Origin of the sequence: Verrucosispora sp. SN26_14.1, assembly GCF_004307965.1 — a bacterium.
GTDB lineage: Bacteria > Actinomycetota > Actinomycetes > Mycobacteriales > Micromonosporaceae > Micromonospora.
This window is the reverse complement of sequence record NZ_SISL01000103.1, coordinates 1-15,717: the sequence shown is the minus strand read 5'-3', so window position 1 is coordinate 15,717 and position 15,717 is coordinate 1. Positions and strand designations below refer to the sequence as shown.

The following is a 15,717-nucleotide window of genomic DNA, read 5'->3' as shown; positions in this document are numbered from 1 at the left end:
AGAGACAGACCGGCGGTGCCCGCTCCTGCGCTGCCGATCTGGCCGCCACCCACCACCCCGGGCGGGCGCCGGGACGAGCCGAGCGCCGGCTCTCCGGCAGGCGCGCCCCGACCCTCGGTACGGCCAGGGCTGCTTCCGACCGAGCCGCCGACGGCTCCTACCGGCACCGACCAGGACCGGACCCGGCCGGTGCCACTGGACGACCCCGACGCCACCAGGCCGGTGGTCCGACCGGGCCCGCCGTCGGCGGCGGTTCCAGGGACAGCGGCGGCGGCCGACCCACGGGCAACGGCGGGTCCCGGTCCCCGGTCGGACGGCTCCCGCACGGCCGGATCGGCGACGCACCATCCCGGCGGGTCCGATCTCAGCGCCTACTACGCGGGCGGGTCGGGAGCCAACACCGTGGCCTTCCCGGTCGGCGAGGAGAACTCCGGGTCACTCACCGGTCACATTCTGGCGCAGGGTTGGACGGACACTCCGGCCGAGCGTTCCGGGAACACCCTGCGGGTGGCGATCGTGCTGGCGGTCGCGCTGGGCCTGCTGGTGGCGTTCAGCGTGCTGATCGTGCTGCTGACGAACGACGCCCTGAGCGGTCTGACCGGCGCTCTGCCGGGGTGAACGGCGGGTGAGTCCGCCCACTACCCCCATCCGGTCCCCGCGCGGGGTCGACACTCGCCGTACACTGGTGGGTGATCACTGACCTGGCGCGCTCCTGCGCGCCCATGGGCGTTCTTGCGGACGGATCCGGCGGCGCAGTGCCGTGGCGGGACATCGCGAAGGTGCGCCCCGCTCGAAAGGCATTTCTTGACCACCTCCGCTGCCTCTGGCATGCCCCTGTCCGCCTCTGACGTTCCCACCGATCTGCCGGCCGACGCCGCCGGCCCCGACCAGTCGATCGACTTCGGCGCACTCGGGCTGCCCCACCCGCTCGTGCGCGCCCTCGCCCGGCAGGGCATCACCACACCCTTCGAGATCCAGCGCGCGACCGTGCCGGACGCCCTCGCCGGACGCGACGTGCTGGGCCGGGGACAGACCGGCTCGGGCAAGACGCTCGCCTTCGGGCTGCCGCTGCTGGCCCGGGTCGCCGAGAGTGGCCAGGCCCGCCCGATGCGGCCGCGTGCCCTCGTCCTGGTGCCCACCCGGGAACTCGCCATGCAGGTCAACGACGCGCTGCTGCCGCTGGGCAAGGCCGTCGGCGTCTTCCTGAAGACCGCCGTCGGCGGAGTGCCCTACGACCGTCAGATCGACGCCCTGCGCCGGGGTGTCGAGGTGGTGGTGGCCACCCCGGGCCGGCTCGCCGACCTGATCGACCGTGGCGTCTGCCGCCTGGACGACGTCCAGGTCACCGTGCTCGACGAAGCGGACCAGATGGCCGACATGGGCTTCCTGCCCGAGGTCACGGAGCTGCTGGCGAAGACGCCTGCGAACGCCCAGCGTCTGCTCTTCTCGGCCACCCTGGACACCGACGTGGACGCGTTGGTCAAGCGGTTCATGACCGACCCGGTGACCCACTCCACCGCGCCCGCGACCGCTGCGGTCTCCACCATGGACCATCACATGCTGCTGATCCCGCCGCAGGAGAAGTTCCCGGTGACCGCGTCGATCGCGGCACGGTCCGGCCGGACCATCGTCTTCGCCCGTACGCAGCTCGGCGTGGACCGGTTGGTCACGCAGCTCGCGGCGGTCGGCGTACGCGCGGGTGGGCTGCACGGCGGCAAGACCCAGCGGATGCGTACCCGCACCCTGGCCGAGTTCCGCGAGGGCCGGACCAACGTGTTGGTGGCGACCGACGTGGCGGCCCGGGGCATCCACGTGGACGGTGTCTCGCTGGTGTTGCACGTCGACCCGCCGAAGGACCCGAAGGACTACCTGCACCGGGCCGGGCGCACCGCGCGGGCCGGCGAGGCGGGCGCGGTGGCGACCCTGGTGCTGCCGAAGCAGCGCCGCACCACCCTGGCGATGATGGAGAAGGCCGGTGTGGAGCCGGAGCAGACCCGGGTACGCGTCGGTGACGCCGCCCTGGCCGAGCTGACCGGAGCCCGCGAGCCGAGCGGGGTGCCGGTACGCGAGGAGCGGGAGGAGCCGCGTCGGCCCGGTCGGCCGACCGGAGGCCCGCGTCGCTTCGGCGACCGTCCCGGCGGCGACCGTCGCTTCGGCGACCGTCCGGGCGGGGACCGTCGCTTCGGCGACCAGCCGCGTGGCGAGCGCCGCTTCGGCGACCGCAGCTACAGCGACCAGCCACGTGGGGAGCGCCGCTTCGGTGACCGTTCCTACGGCGACCAGCCGAGCGGGGAGCGCCGCTTCGGTGACCGCTCCTACGGCGACCAGCCACGCGGGGAACGCCGGTTCGGCGCCGACCGGGGCGGGCGCTCGGAGGTGCGGGGCGAGGACCGGCGCGGGTCGGCCGGTCGTCCCCGGGCACACACCTACTGATCGTCGTTCGGCGCATGGCCTGCCGGGCCGGGCGCGGTGGCGTAACGTCCGAAACATGTCGACCATGCGGAAGTCGTTGCTGTGGACCCGGTCCGACACGGCCGGTGCCGAACACGCCGTGGTCGACGACGGGTCCGGACTGACCGCGTACGGCACCCAGATCGCGGTCGACCCGGTGCCCTACACCTGCCGCTACCAGGTGGCCACCGACTCCGAGTGGGTCAGTGTCCGCCTGGAGGTCGAGGTCGAGGGCGCCGGGTGGCGGCGGAGCGTACGCCTGGAACGGGCGACCGAACGGTGGCGGGTGACCGCCGCCGAGCAGGGTGACCTGGACGCGGTCCTCTCCGCCGCCGGGCGGGCTCCGGCCGGGCTGCCCGGCCTGGAGGATCCCGACCGCCTGGCCGACGCCCTCGACGTCGACCTGGGCGGCTCGCCGCTGTTCAACACGCTGCCGTTGCGGCGGCTCGGCCTGACCACCGCGCCGGCCGACACCACCCACCGGATCGACGTGGCCTGGGTGCTGCTGCCGAGCCTGACGGTGTTTCCCACCGAGCAGGTCTACACCGGGCTGGGCCCACACCGGTTCCGGTACACCAGCGACGGTTTCAGCGCCGACGTCGACGTGGACCCCGACGGCTACGTGCGGCACTACCCCGGACTGGCGGAGCGCGCGACGCCCCGCTGACGCGTCGGCCGGTTCAGCCCGGCCAGGAAGCGTCGGCCAGGAAGCGTTGCACGGTCGCCAGGTGCGGGGCCAGGTCGAGGCCCTGTGCGGCCACCCACTCGTCGGCGTAGTACGTGTCGGCGTACCGGTCGCCGGCGTCGCAGATCAGCGTGACCACCGAGCCGGTCTGCCCGGCGGCGCGCATCTCCGCGATCAGCCCGAAGGCGCCCCACAGGTTGGTGCCGGTCGACCCGCCCACCCGTCGGCCGAGGACGGCCGACCCGGCCCGCATGGCGGCCAGGGAGGCGGCGTCCGGCACCTGCACCATCCGGTCCACCACGGCGGGCAGGAACGACGCCTCCACGGTCGGCCGACCGATCCCCTCGATGCGCGAGCCCCGGCCGGTGCGGACCGACCAGTCGGCCGCCTGCCAGGCCGGATAGAACGCGGAGTTCTCCGGGTCCACGACGCAGAGCTTGGTGGGCAGTCGCCGGTAGCGGGCGTACCGGCCGATGGTGGCGCTGGTGCCGCCGGTGCCGGCGCCGACCACCACCCAGGCGGGTACGGGATGGCGTTCCAGCGCGAGCTGCGCGTAGATCGACTCGGCGATGTTGTTGTTGCCCCGCCAGTCGGTCGCCCGTTCGGCGTAGGTGAACTGGTCCATGTAGTGCCCGCCGGAGTCCTCGGCGAGCCAGCGTGCCTCGATGACCACCTTGGCCGGATCCTGCACCAGGTGGCACCGGCCGCCCTGGAACTCGATCTGGGCGATCTTCTCCGGCGACGTCGAGGCGGGCATCACCGCGATGAACGGCAACCCCAGCATCCGCGCGAAGTACGCCTCGGAGACCGCCGTGGAGCCCGACGACGCCTCGACGATCGTGGTCTCCGGCCCGATCCGGCCGTTGCAGAGCCCGTACAGGAAGAGCGAGCGGGCCAGCCGGTGCTTGAGCGAGCCGGTCGGGTGCACCGACTCGTCCTTGAGATAGAGGTCGATCCCCCACGACCGGGGCAGCGGGAAGGGCAGCAGGTGGGTGTCGGCGGACCGGTTGGCGTCCGCCTCGACGGCGGCGATCGCCTCGGTCACCCACTGCCGGCAGGCTTCGTCGCACCGGTCGAGATGAGTCACGCTCGGAAAGGTAGCAAGCCGCTCAGGACGTGGTCTGCGCCACCGGCTGGGGCCGGTTCTCCCACTTGGTCGACAGGGCGATGCCGGTCCGGGTGGAGGCCACCCCGGGTGTCCGGTTCAGCCGTACGATCAGGCGCTCCAGCTCGACGATGGTGCTCACCCGCGCCTTGAGCAGGAAGGACTCGACTCCGGCCATGAAGTAGCAGGACTCGATCTCCGGTATCGCCCGGAACGCCTCCAGCACGTCGTCGGTGTCCGCGCCGGAGTCCTCGACGATGCCGATCAGGGCGGTGACGCCCAGCCCCACGGCCTCCGGCTCGACGTCGGCCCGGTAGGCCCGGATGACCCCGCCGGACTCCAACTTGCCGACCCGTTCGTGCACTGCCGGCGCGGATAGGCCGACCTGGCGGGCCAGTTCGGCGTACGACAGGCGGGCGTTGCCCCGGAGCAGGTCCACGAGGCTGCGGTCGATGGCGTCCACGGACTGTGACCCTAGTCGGCGGCGTGTGACACCGGGACTCCGGTGTCGGTTGGGCATGGCAGTGGGTGACAGTTCGCATACCCAGGGTCGGAAGGGCGTGCCGCCGATACCATTTACTAACTTCTCACTCAGTGCGTTTTTCGCGTTTGGCGGACAGGCCAGTTCGCTGGTGCTGTAATTGCCATACGTCCCTCATGACGGCTCTGGGCTCGCACCGGCCGGGGGCAGTGTGTTCAGCCGGGGGCTTCGTCGACGCGAGGAGGGGGCTGTGGACACTGGAGATCGCCTGCTGACACCGGGTGAGGTCGCCGCGCTGTTTCGGGTTGACCCGAAGACTGTCACGCGATGGGCGGCAGCGGGCCGGATCGGCAGTATCCGGACTCCAGGAGGGCACCGCCGGTTTCGGGAATCCGAGGTGCGGGCCCTGCTTGAAGGGGAGGGCATGCTGGACGAGGCGGACGAGATGGGCAGACCACGCAACAACGGCCCAGCCGCCTCGACCGGCCCAGGTCCGGCCAACGCCGGCATGTACTGAGTGGTGCGGGTCAGGACGCGGACCGGTCGTCAGGTCCGGTCCGCGTTCAACTTCCCCGCCCACCTGCGGAACAGGGTGTGCGGTACGCCGAGAGCGTCGAGCACCTTGCCGGCCACGAAGTCCACGAGTTGGGCCGCCGTGGCCGCGGCTCCCGCGCCGTAGAAGCCGGGACTGGCCGGCAGCACCACCGCACCGGCGTCGTGCAACGCGATCAGGTGTTCCAGGTGGCTACGGGTCACCGGGGTCTCCCGGGGCACCACCACGACCCGTCGGCGCTCCTTGAGGTTGACCTCGGCGGCGCGCTGCAACAGGTCCTTGGACAGGCCGATGGCGATGCCGGCGCAGGCGGCCGTGCTCGCGGGCACCACCGCCATGCCACGCACCGGGTACGAGCCGCTGCTCGGCCCGGCCGCCAGGTCACCGGCGGGCCAGTGCCGCACGTCCGCTCCGTCCAGGTCACGACCGAGCCAGGCACTTAGGTCGTCGGCCCAGTGGGCGTCCCGGAACGGTCTGCCGGTCTCGTCCAGCACGGTCAGCCGGGCGGCCCGGGAGACGATCAGGTCCACCGACTCCCCGGCGTCGAGCAGCCCGCGGACGACTGCGGCCGCGTACGGCGTGCCGGAGGCCCCGGAGACCCCGACCACCCATGGTTCACGCATCCCCCAAGCCTGCCTGGTCACCGTCGACGCCGGTGCAGTACCCCCGGGACCTGCCCTGATCCGGCGGTCTGCGGGCGTTACGACACCGATGTCCGATCGGCGTGCGGGGACCTTCGCGACCTGGCATGCTCCTGGTGCCGCATGCGGTACGGCACCTCAGAGGAGGGATCGGGATGAGTCGGGACGTCCTGCCCTCGCTGCGGGACGCGTGTCCGATCCCGTCCAGCCTGTCACCGTACGCGGACGACGTGCAGGAGTGGTTGATCCACTGGCTGCCCCGGACCGGGCTGACCGTGGACCCGGCGACCGCCAGGCTCCTGGCCGGGGCCCGCTTCGCCCGCTACGCCGGCCGGCTCTACCCGGACGCCGACGAGCCCGACCTGCGGGTGCTCACCGCGCTGTTCACCTGGTTCTTCCTGGTCGACGACGCCTGTGACAAGCCCGGCCAGTTCACCCTCACCGAGATCCGTGGACTGCGCGACGGTGTACTGGCGTTGTTGCGCGGGCAGACCCGGTCACCGCAGACCGGGCTGGTCGGGCCGTTGCGGCGGCTGCTGGTGACCGCGTGGCGGGAGCCGCGCCGCCGGATGCCGGCCCCCTGGCGGGCACGATTCGCCGACGCGGTCGCCTACCATCTCGACGGGACCTGGCAGGAGGCGGCCAACAAGGCCGACGGCCACCGGCCCGGCGTCACCGAGTACGTCGAACTGCGCCGCGCCACCTCGGCCGCGTACGTGTCGTATCTGCTGGGCGAGTTCGTCACCGGTCGGCCCCTGCCCGACGCGGTCTACCACCATCCGGCGCTGAGCCGGTTCCGGGACCTCGGCAACGACCTGCTCTCCTGGTACAACGACCTCGCCTCGCTGGAGCGCGACGAGGCCACCGCCGGAGGGCACAACCTGGTGCTGGCGACTGCCGCCGAACACCGGCTGTCCCGGGAGGCCGCGATCGAGTCGGTGACCCGACGCTGGCACGAGACGTTGCGGGAGTTCGTCGACCAGCGGACCCGGGTGCCGTCGTTCGGCCCGGCGCTGGACGAGGCCGTCACCACCCATCTCGACGGGGTGTCCCGGGCCCTGCGCGGCACCATCGACTGGACGCTGGAGAGCACCCGCTACGCGGGTAAGGAAGGGCCCCTTACTAACGCCTCCGGTAGATGAAGGGTCCCTTCCTAACACGTGGGTTCAGGGGCGCAGGCCGAGCCGGACGACCAGGTCGAGCACGGCGAAGGCGAACAGGGCGATGCCGACGAAACCGTTGGCGGTGAAGAACGCCCGGTTGACCCGACTCAGGTCGGTCGGCGTGACCACCAGGTGCTGGTAGCCGAAGGCGACGGCGGTGAGCAGCAGACCGATCCACCAGAGCCAGCCGAAGCCGACCAGCACGCCGAACCATCCGAACAGGGCGAACGTCACCACGTGCGAGACCGTGGAGGCGTGCAGGGCGAAGCGCAGGCCGTACCGCGACGGCACGCTGTGCACCCCGATCTCGCGGTCCACCTCGGCGTCCTGGCAGGCGTAGATCAGGTCGAAGCCGCCGATCCACAGGCCGACGGCCGCGCCGAGCAGCCAGGCCGGTCCGGAGCCGGCGAAGGTGCCGGTGACCGCCAGCCAGGCACCGATCGGCCCGACCGCCTGGGCGAGCGCCAGGATGGCGTGCGGCCAGTTGGTGAACCGCTTGCCGTACGGGTAGACCACCAACGGCACCACGGCCAGCGGCGCGAGCACCAGACAGAGCGGGTTGAGCAGGGCGGCGGCGGCCAGGAAGACCACCAGGGCGACGCCCGCGCCGGTCCAGGCCGTGCGCAGGCTCACCGCGCCGGTGACCAGCTCCCGGTTGGCGGTACGCGGGTTCCGCGCGTCGATCCGGCGATCCAGGATGCGGTTCGCGGCCATCGCGAACGTCCGCGCCCCGACCATCGCCACGGTGATCAGCAGCAGGTCGAGCCAGCGCACCCGGCCACCGTTGACCTGCATCGCGGTCAACGCCGACAGGTACGCGAACGGCAACGCGAACACCGAGTGCTCGATCGCCACGAGCTTGAGGAAGGACTTCACGCGCCCGGGACGTTCGGCCGGCTCCACGGCGGCGGTCGCCATCAGATGCCGTACTCCTTCCAGCGCTTGTCGACCAGCGAGACGACCTCGGGCGACATGGTCATCTCCTCCGGCCAGCCCCGGGTGTAGCCCTCGGTGGGCAGCTTGCGGGTGGCGTCGATGCCCGCCTTGCCGCCCCAGAACTGCTGGTAGGAGGCGTGGTCCAGGTGGTCCACCGGCCCCTCGGTGAGCAGCAGGTCACGGGCGTAGTCGACGTTGCCGAAGGCGCGGAACGCCACCTCGCGGTAGTCGTGCACGTCGCAGTCCTCGTCCACGATCACGATCAGCTTGGTCAGCGACATCATGTGCGCGCCCCAGATCGCGTTCATCACCTTCTGCGCGTGCTTCGGGTACCGCTTGCGGATCGACACGATCGCGCAGTTGTGGAAGACCCCGGCGGCCGGCAGGTCGTAGTCGACGATGTCCGGGATGAGGAAGCGCAGCAGCGGCGCGAAGATCCGCTCGGTGGCCTTGCCGAGACCGTGGTCCTCCTGCGGCGGCTTCGAGGTGACGATCGTGTGGTAGACCGGGTCACGCTGCATGGTCATCGCCTCGACGTGCAGCACCGGGAACGGCTCGACGGGGGTGTAGAAGCCGGTGTGGTCGCCGAACGGTCCCTCGGGCAGGCGCTCCCCCGGCTCCAGGTAGCCCTCCAGCACCACCTGGGCGTGCGCGGGCACCTGCAACGGGACGGTCAGGCAGTCGACCATCTCCACCCGCTCGCCACGCAGGAACCCGGCGAACAGGTACTCGTCGATGTCGGCGGGGAGCGGCGCGCTGGACGCGTAGCTGACCACCGGGTCGCAGCCGATGGCGATGGCGACCGGCAGCCGCTGGCCCAGCCGCTCGGCCACGGCGTGGTGCGCGGTGGAGTTCTTGTGGATCTGCCAGTGCATGCCGAGCGTGTTGTGGCTGTGCTGCTGGAGCCGGTAGAGGCCGAGGTTGCGCTTGCCGGACTCCGGGTGCTTGGTGTGGGTCAGCCCGAAGTTGTGGAAGATGCCGCCGTCGCCCGGCCACACCTGGAGCCCCGGCAGCCGGTTCAGGTCGACGTCGTCGCCCCGGTAGACCACCTGCTGGCACGGGGCGGTCTTGACCTTCTTGGGCGGCATCGACTTGAGCTGCATCACCTTGCCCAGGCCGCCCATCATGCCGGAGAAGCCCATCGGCAGTTCCGGCTTGAGCATCTCGCCGATCCGGTTGCCGATCTCGTCCAGCGACTCGACGCCGAGCGCCATCGCGGTGCGCTTCTCGGTGCCGAAGAGGTTGATCGCCACCGGCATCTCGCCCCGGGTGGGCCGCTCGAAGAGCAGCGCCGGCCCGTCCGCCCGCACGGTCCGCGTGACGACCTCGCTGATCTCCAGCGCCGGATCGACCGGTACGCCGACGCGCCGTAGCTCGCCCGCGCGCTCCAACGCCGCCAGGAAGTCCTTCAGATCGGTGTACGGGAACCCACGAGCCGCCATGCAGCAAGTCTCCCGCACCGCCGGACCCGCCTGCCAAGCCGGGCCGACTTTCGGGCGGAGATCACGTCGCACGGGGCGTCGTGTGTCGTACCGCGCATCTAAGCTCATGGTTCCCGAACGGCCCCGCCACGGGTGGTGTCGGCGTGCCGTCGGGTCCCTCCACGCAAGGAGTCACATGCGATCTGCGCGACGCCCGCACGCCCGTGCGGGACGAGCCGCCGTGGTGTTGGCGGTCACCGCCTCACTCGTGGCGCTCGGTGCTCCGGCCCAGGCCGAGACCGGGTCCGGTTGGTTCCAGGCCCAGCTCGACGATGTCGTGATCGGCGCAGCCGGCGCCCCCGGCAAGGCCAAGCCGCTCTACGTGTACGCCCAGGACGCGGTGAATCCACGGGTCGTCGTCGACCTGACCGGCCTGCTCGGCGTGGCTTCCGCCGAGTTCCCCGCCTGGTGCGCCACGTCGGGCACCCAGGTCACCTGCCCGCTGCCACCGGACGTCGACCCGGACTCGAGCCTCCAGATCGGCAGCATCCCGGTGTTGTTCCGGCCACTGGCCGGTGCCTCCGGGGGCGACAGCGCCACAGTGTCGTACCGAGCGGTGGCCGACAACGCCGATCCCTTCGTCGCCACGGCGACGGTGTCCGTCGGTGACGGCGCGGACCTGGTCAACCTGGGCGGCGGGCGGGTCGACACGGCTGCGGTCGGTGATCTGTTGTCCGCGCCGATCCGGCTCACGAACGTCGGCAACCGGACCAGCAGAGGAGTCCGGATCACCTTCACCCTCTCCTCGGGGTTGACGCCGTCGACCTGGTCCAACTGCTGGTACGCCCCGCTCACCGGTCACCGGACCTCGGTCGTCTGCGACCTGAACGGACGGGTCCGCCCGGGAGCGACGATGGAGGTGTCCGGCGGCTTCGGGTTCGAGATCGGCGGCTCTGCCTACGCCGGGGAGAGCCTCGACCAGTTCGTCGAGCCGCTGACCGGTGCTGCGGCGCTGCCGACGCAACTCGGCTACCAGCGCCGGGAGGGCGGCACCAAGCTGAGGCTGCGTCCCAGCCGGACCACGTCCGCAGCGGCCCGCGTCCTGACGCCCGAGATCGACCCGGGCGACAACTGGGCCTCCTTCTACGTCGACAACGTGCCGAACAGCCTGGACCTGGCCGCCCTGGCCGAGCCGGTCGTCGGTCCGGTCGGCGGTTCGACCATCCTGCGCGCCGGGGTCCGGAACATCGGCGCGGGAGACCTCGACGACTTCCGCAGCGGCGCGGGCGAGGTGGCACCGTTCTACGTCCGGGTGCCGTCCGGGGTGACCGTGGAGTCCGTGCCCGACCGCTGTGTCGCGCTTTACGAGTCGGAGGACGGCTGGTACAGCGGCGAGCCGCAACCCGGGGCCTCCTGGTACCGCTGCGCGGTACCCAGCTCGGTGTTCGCCGCCGGTGAGACCTATCAGGTGGACTTCGGGGTCCGGATCACCTCCGTGGGTGGTGCGGCCGGCGCGGTGAGCCTCAACATGCCCGGGCCGTACCCCTCCTGGTGGGACGACGACCGGGACAACGACGAGGTAGCGGTCGTCGTCCAGATTCAGTCCTGATGGTGGCCGGTTCGGGATGGTGACCGGGGCTGGTTCCGCCCATCCCGGACCGGTCACCTCTGCCTGGTCGAGCCCTTTCGAGCTGATCGCAGAAATGGATCGGATGCACCACGAATCGACGACTCTCTCCCGGTACGCGCGGCCGGGGCGGCTGACCTCCGCCGGGGCGTACGCCGGACTCCTCGACGCGGTGCCGGCGGACCCGGCGGCGATCGCCCGGACGATCCAGGGACTGGTGATCCACGAGCACATAGCCGGGGCGTACGGCGTCACCCTGTCCGATGCCGACCGGCGCAGCGTGCACCTGCGGCCCGCCGCCGAGCTGCTCGCCGGCATCGTGACCCGGGACGACCGGCCGCTGGACGTCCCGCGGGAGCCCGAGCACCGGATGGCGGGGAACTGCCGGCACTACAGCGTCCTGCTGGTCACCGTGCTGCGGGCTCGTGGCGTGCCGGCCCGCGCCCGCTGCGGCTTCGGCGACTACCTGGCACAGGGGCGGTACGAGGACCACTGGGTCGGCGAGTACTGGAACGCGGAGCAGCGCCGTTGGATCATGGTCGACGCCCAGCTCGACGAGTTCCAACGAGAGCTGTTCGGCATCGACTTCGACACCATGGACGTATCACGGGACCGGTTCCTGGTCGCCGGTGATGCCTGGGCGCGGTGCCGTGCGGGCCGCGCCGACCCGGACACCTTCGGGCTCACCGGGACCGACGAGGCCGGCTGGTGGTGGATCGCCGGCAACCTGATGCGGGACGCCGCCGCGCTGGGCACGACGGAACTGCTGCCCTGGGACAGTTGGGGTGCGATGCCGGAGCCGGAGGAGACGATCGACGAGGAGCGGATGGCACTCTTCGACGAGTTGGCCCGACTCACCCGCGATCCCGACGGGAATGCGGACGAGTTGCGGCGACTCTGCACGGATGAGCGGCTACGCGTCCCGCCCACCGTCCGCAACGACCTGCGCCACCGCGACGAACCGGTCTGACCTCTCCGGCATGGCCGGTGGTCGACTCGCCCCACGGGCGATAGACGGCAGGTCAGTGGCGGCGGGCCAGCGCCACGAACGCGCGCCAGGCGGCCGGGCCGAAGATCAGCACCTCGCCGTCCCGGTCCTTGCTGTCGCGTACGGCGACCACGCCGGGCAGGTTGTCGGCCACCTCGACGCAGTTGCCGCCGTTGGTGCTGCTCCGGGTGCTGGTGCGCCACCGGGCACCGGTCAGCTCCGCCACCTCCGTCAACAACTCGATCGACTGCCGGGGCGGCAGCGCCTCGCCCTGGATCGCCTCCCAGGACGCCCGACGTCCTCGGCGTCGTCGATGACCTGACCCTTGAGTTGGTCATCCAGGTAGGCGACGTACTTCCCACCGGGAAGGGTAGCCAGCACGAAAGCCCCGGCGACACCTGGATACGCGCCGACCGAGGCGGGCACCACGTGCAGCCGCACCCGGGGCTGTTCGGTGGCCAGCTTGACCAGCCGGCGCAACTGCTCCCGCATCACCAGCGGGCCGCCGACCGGGCGACGCAGCACGTGTTCGTCCAGCACCGCGACGAGCTGCGGCGGTCGCTCGCGGGTCAGCACCGCCTGCCGCTCCAGCCGGGCCGACGCCCGCTGCTCCACCTCCTCCTCGTCGTAGAGGCCGACGCTGCGGAACAACGCGCGGGCGTACGCCGAGGTCTGCAACAGTCCCGGCACCACCGTGTTCTGGAACGAGCGCAGCACGGTCGCCTGCCGCTCGTTGGCCTCCCACTCCTGCATCCACTGCGGCGACCCGAGCCGGACCAGCATGATGCTGTACGACGCCGTGGACGACCTGTATCGACTCGATCCACACAACGTGCCGAAGCCCGCGTCGCTACACGAACGCTTCCTCGGCTGGGCCGCCCCGCGCACACCCCGTCCGCCCGAAACCTCAGCCCCTTGAGCCCACGACGCGTCGACGTTTGAGATCTTGGACAGTTGCCGTTCGTAGATAACGGAGACTGTCCAAGATCTCCTCGGCGGAGGCAGAGCACGGACGGGATATCTCACAGGTGCGGGGGCGGCGGGCGTCGGGGACGGCAGGATTGGCGCATGTCGGACGCGTACGTCGTCGGCGATCCGGACGGGTTGTCGCCGCTGCTCACCAGTCTCCGCGACGCGATCGCCCGGGAACTGCACGCGCAGCTGGAGATGCGTGCCGAGCGCATCGACCTGGCCGACGTGCCGGAGATCGCCTACCAGATCACGCTGCGCGTCGACGAGACCCTGAGCCGCCTCGGCAGGGACTGGTGACTACGGCGCCGACCAGGGCCGGCAGCCGGTTCACTCGCCGGAGTAGAGCCGGGCGGCATCAACCAGGACCACGTCCGGTCGGCTGACGGCTAGCTGCCGCAGCTCGTCGGTGAACCCCGCAGCGCTGGCGAGCAACAACCGCGTGTGATCCAGATCGAGACCGGGCCGCCCCCGCAGCAGCTCACGTGCCCGGACCAGCCGTTCGAAATCTGAGCGGCCCAGCGTACGACCCCACTTGGCCTCCCCCAGGGCCAGCAATGGTCGTGGGCCGTCACCTGCCGGCAGTTCCCCGAGCGCCACCAGGTCGAGTTCCTGACTCGTCCGGCTCGCCGGGTCCGTGAGCACCGCCGCCTGCACTTCGGCGGCGATGCCACCCAGCGTTTCGGGGGCGACGAAACGCAGCGTCCACTGCCGGACCATTTCCTCGAAGCCGGGGCCCAGCACCGCGCTCGCGTATCGCTGCTGGGATCGGCGCCAGACGTCCGCGCCACGGCGCTGCTCCAGAGCGGTCCATGCGGGACGCATCAGAGCCTGGTAGAAGGTGATCAACGGCTCGGCGATCCGGTACCGGCTACGCCCGCTACGCAGCGGGTCAGGCTCCCGCACGAGCAGCCCGGCGTCTTCCAGGACCGTCAACGGATGCTGCAAGTCGGTGGCTTTGCGCCCGATGAAACCGGCGATGCCGCCCCGGGTGGCGCTGCCCTCGGCGACCGCAGCCAACACTGAATGGTAGAGCGCGGTGTCGCGCAGATCCGGTTCCTCGGCGAGCAGGTAGCGCGCCTCGCGGAAGAGTGGCCGGGCCGGATTCAGCACGGCGCGCACCACCCAGTCGTCGAAGTCGTCAGGCCCCTCCGGCGCGTCGTCCTGGACGTACTCCCGCCGGTAGGCCGGCGTGCCGCCCACGATGGCGAACACCTGGACGGCGAGTCGCGGGTCACCGATACCCCAGAACTCCGCTGCGGCGCGGTAGTCGAGCGGCGCGATCGGCAGTTCGAGCCCGGCCCGGCCCCGCAGCGGTGCGGAGCCGGCCAACAGACCGCCCATGAAGGAGAGCGCCGATCCGCACAGGAGAAGGCGGGTACGTGAGCCGGTGCGCTCAGGTCGGCCAGGGGTGAGTGCGTGCTGGATGATCGACGGAAGATCCCGGCTGGCCCTGGCCAGGTAGGGGAACTCATCGATCACCACGGTGACGGCACGCTCCTTGCCCAAGGCGAGCAGGGCGTCAACGGCATGCTGCCAGTCCGACAGTTGCACCGGGCCCGGGCTGCCGGCGTACCGGCCGAGAGCTTCACCGAGTCGCCGAAGGGACTCGGCCGGCGTCGCCTCGGTCGCCCCGAAGTAGAACCCGCGGGTGGCCTTTGCCAACTCGTACAGAAGCAGGGTCTTGCCCTGGCGGCGGCGCCCGCTGACGACTCCGAGCGTTGCACCTGGGCGAACGTCGGTCGCGAAACGGGTCAGCTCGGCCCATTCCGCGTCGCGGTCGAAGATCTCGACAGGCTTCGACAGCCTCATGGCGGACCACCAAAATGTAGAACTACAGTTACAAGAAGTGTAGTTCTACATCCTGGGTTCTGTCCTCACAGACCGCCGTAGGAGTGCAGGCCCTCGAAGAAGATGTTCACGCCGAAGAGGTTCATCAGCACCGTCAGGAAGCCCAGGATGGCAAGCCAGGCGGCCACGTTGCGCTTCACACTCGGCGTCGCGCGGGCGTGCAGGTAACCGGCGTAGATCACCCAGGAGATGAACGACCAGGTCTCCTTCGGGTCCCAGCCCCACGGCCGACCCCAGGCCGCCTCGGCCCAGATCGCACCGGCGATCACCGCGAAGGTGAAGAGCGGGAACGCGAAGGCGTGCAGGACGAAGGTGAGGCGTTCCAGGCTGGCCGCCGCCGGCAGCTTCTTCGCCAGCGTGTACGGGAAGCTGCGCTTGCCGCGTTCGTAGCCGGCCCGCATCAGATACGTGGCGGCCGGCACCGAGCCCAGCAGGAACAGTCCCGAGGCGAAGACGACGGTCGACACGTGCACGACGAACCAGTACGAGTTGAGCGCCGGCACCAGCGGCACGATCGGGGTGTAGAGCACCAGCTCGGCGGTGGCCACCAGCAGCACCATGACCAGGGTCAGGAACAGCCCGAGGCGGCGCAGCGACGGCACCTTCCAGAGCACCACCAGCCAGGCGGCCACCCCGATGAACGAGACCGTGAGCACGAACTCGTACATGTTGCCCCAGGGCATCCGCTCGGCGGCGATACCCCGCGTGACCAGCCCGACCAGGTGCAGGGCCGCGCCCACGCCGGTCAGGGCCACCGCGATCCAGCCGGCGAGTGCGGCCCGCTTCGCGGTGCGCTGTCTCTTAGACACATCGCCGAGCCCACGAGACTAGCGCTCATCTCGTATG

16 protein-coding genes and 1 pseudogene are annotated in these 15,717 nt (G+C 71.0%); 8 read left to right on the top strand and 9 right to left on the bottom strand.

Annotated elements, in window-relative coordinates; genetic code table 11:
- Positions 1-402 precede the first annotated feature (402 nt).
- The 3 genes from EYA84_RS12425 (at position 403) to EYA84_RS12415 (ending at position 3,118) form a co-directional block, all read left to right on the top strand.
- Positions 403-618, top strand: coding sequence for a hypothetical protein (locus tag EYA84_RS12425; RefSeq protein WP_131053194.1), 216 nt, complete (start codon positions 403-405; stop codon positions 616-618).
- Between the two features lie 186 nt (positions 619-804).
- Positions 805-2,433 carry a DEAD/DEAH box helicase gene (locus tag EYA84_RS12420; protein WP_387258357.1) on the top strand — a complete coding sequence of 543 codons (1,629 nt, stop codon included), beginning with the start codon at positions 805-807 and terminating at the stop codon, positions 2,431-2,433.
- Between the two features lie 55 nt (positions 2,434-2,488).
- A complete protein-coding gene (locus tag EYA84_RS12415) occupies positions 2,489-3,118 on the top strand; it encodes a putative glycolipid-binding domain-containing protein (protein WP_394347564.1) in 630 nt (209 codons plus the stop codon).
- Positions 3,119-3,131: 13 nt separating this feature from the next.
- On the opposite strand, the gene EYA84_RS12410 is transcribed toward EYA84_RS12415, so the two are convergent.
- Positions 3,132-4,223, bottom strand: a complete 1,092-nt coding sequence (locus tag EYA84_RS12410; protein WP_131053192.1) for a PLP-dependent cysteine synthase family protein — start codon at positions 4,221-4,223, stop codon at positions 3,132-3,134.
- 22 nt (positions 4,224-4,245) lie between these two features.
- Positions 4,246-4,704, bottom strand: coding sequence for an Lrp/AsnC family transcriptional regulator (locus EYA84_RS12405; protein WP_131053191.1), 459 nt, complete (start codon positions 4,702-4,704; stop codon positions 4,246-4,248).
- A 268-nt stretch (positions 4,705-4,972) separates the two neighbouring features.
- Between EYA84_RS12405 and EYA84_RS12400 the strand changes: the two genes are divergently transcribed.
- Complete coding sequence (locus EYA84_RS12400; RefSeq protein WP_131053190.1) at positions 4,973-5,239, top strand: BldC family transcriptional regulator; 267 nt, start codon at positions 4,973-4,975, stop codon at positions 5,237-5,239.
- A 29-nt stretch (positions 5,240-5,268) separates the two neighbouring features.
- Here the strand turns inward: EYA84_RS12400 and EYA84_RS12395 are convergent, their stop codons facing one another.
- Entirely contained in the window at positions 5,269-5,898 is a 630-nt protein-coding gene (locus EYA84_RS12395) for a UbiX family flavin prenyltransferase (RefSeq protein WP_131053189.1), read from the bottom strand.
- A gap of 173 nt (positions 5,899-6,071) precedes the next feature.
- Here EYA84_RS12395 and EYA84_RS12390 point away from each other — a divergent pair, with 173 nt between their 5' ends.
- Positions 6,072-7,058 (top strand): terpene synthase family protein, encoded by a 987-nt coding sequence (locus tag EYA84_RS12390; RefSeq protein ID WP_131053188.1) that lies wholly within the window; start codon positions 6,072-6,074, stop codon positions 7,056-7,058.
- A 24-nt stretch (positions 7,059-7,082) separates the two neighbouring features.
- Here the strand turns inward: EYA84_RS12390 and mqnP are convergent, their stop codons facing one another.
- Together mqnP and EYA84_RS12380 are read right to left on the bottom strand one after the other, a co-directional pair.
- A complete protein-coding gene (gene mqnP / locus EYA84_RS12385) occupies positions 7,083-7,997 on the bottom strand; it encodes a menaquinone biosynthesis prenyltransferase MqnP (protein ID WP_131053187.1) in 915 nt (304 codons plus the stop codon).
- Complete coding sequence (locus EYA84_RS12380) at positions 7,997-9,457, bottom strand: menaquinone biosynthesis decarboxylase (RefSeq protein ID WP_131053186.1); 1,461 nt, start codon at positions 9,455-9,457, stop codon at positions 7,997-7,999. The genes mqnP and EYA84_RS12380 overlap by 1 nt, the downstream gene beginning before the upstream one ends.
- Before the next feature lie 175 nt (positions 9,458-9,632).
- Here EYA84_RS12380 and EYA84_RS12375 point away from each other — a divergent pair, with 175 nt between their 5' ends.
- A complete protein-coding gene (locus EYA84_RS12375; protein WP_131053185.1) occupies positions 9,633-11,045 on the top strand; it encodes a hypothetical protein in 1,413 nt (470 codons plus the stop codon).
- Between the two features lie 103 nt (positions 11,046-11,148).
- Positions 11,149-12,033 carry a transglutaminase-like domain-containing protein gene (locus EYA84_RS12370; protein ID WP_131053184.1) on the top strand — a complete coding sequence of 295 codons (885 nt, stop codon included), beginning with the start codon at positions 11,149-11,151 and terminating at the stop codon, positions 12,031-12,033.
- 52 nt (positions 12,034-12,085) lie between these two features.
- On the opposite strand, the gene EYA84_RS12365 is transcribed toward EYA84_RS12370, so the two are convergent.
- Entirely contained in the window at positions 12,086-12,277 is a 192-nt protein-coding gene (locus tag EYA84_RS12365; RefSeq protein WP_117229321.1) for a DUF397 domain-containing protein, read from the bottom strand.
- 5 nt (positions 12,278-12,282) lie between these two features.
- Positions 12,283-12,834, bottom strand: a complete 552-nt coding sequence (locus EYA84_RS12360) for a DUF5753 domain-containing protein (protein WP_131053183.1) — start codon at positions 12,832-12,834, stop codon at positions 12,283-12,285.
- Between the two features lie 285 nt (positions 12,835-13,119).
- On the opposite strand from EYA84_RS12360, the gene EYA84_RS12355 reads away from it, so the two are divergent.
- Positions 13,120-13,320 (top strand): hypothetical protein, encoded by a 201-nt coding sequence (locus EYA84_RS12355; protein WP_131053182.1) that lies wholly within the window; start codon positions 13,120-13,122, stop codon positions 13,318-13,320.
- A gap of 30 nt (positions 13,321-13,350) precedes the next feature.
- On the opposite strand, the gene EYA84_RS12350 is transcribed toward EYA84_RS12355, so the two are convergent.
- Together EYA84_RS12350 and ccsB are read right to left on the bottom strand one after the other, a co-directional pair.
- Positions 13,351-14,832, bottom strand: a complete 1,482-nt coding sequence (locus tag EYA84_RS12350) for an ATP-binding protein (protein WP_201272376.1) — start codon at positions 14,830-14,832, stop codon at positions 13,351-13,353.
- Positions 14,833-14,897: 65 nt separating this feature from the next.
- Positions 14,898-15,668: pseudogene (ccsB, locus tag EYA84_RS12345) on the bottom strand (c-type cytochrome biogenesis protein CcsB); the annotation flags it as partial.
- Positions 15,669-15,717: the final 49 nt, after the last annotated feature.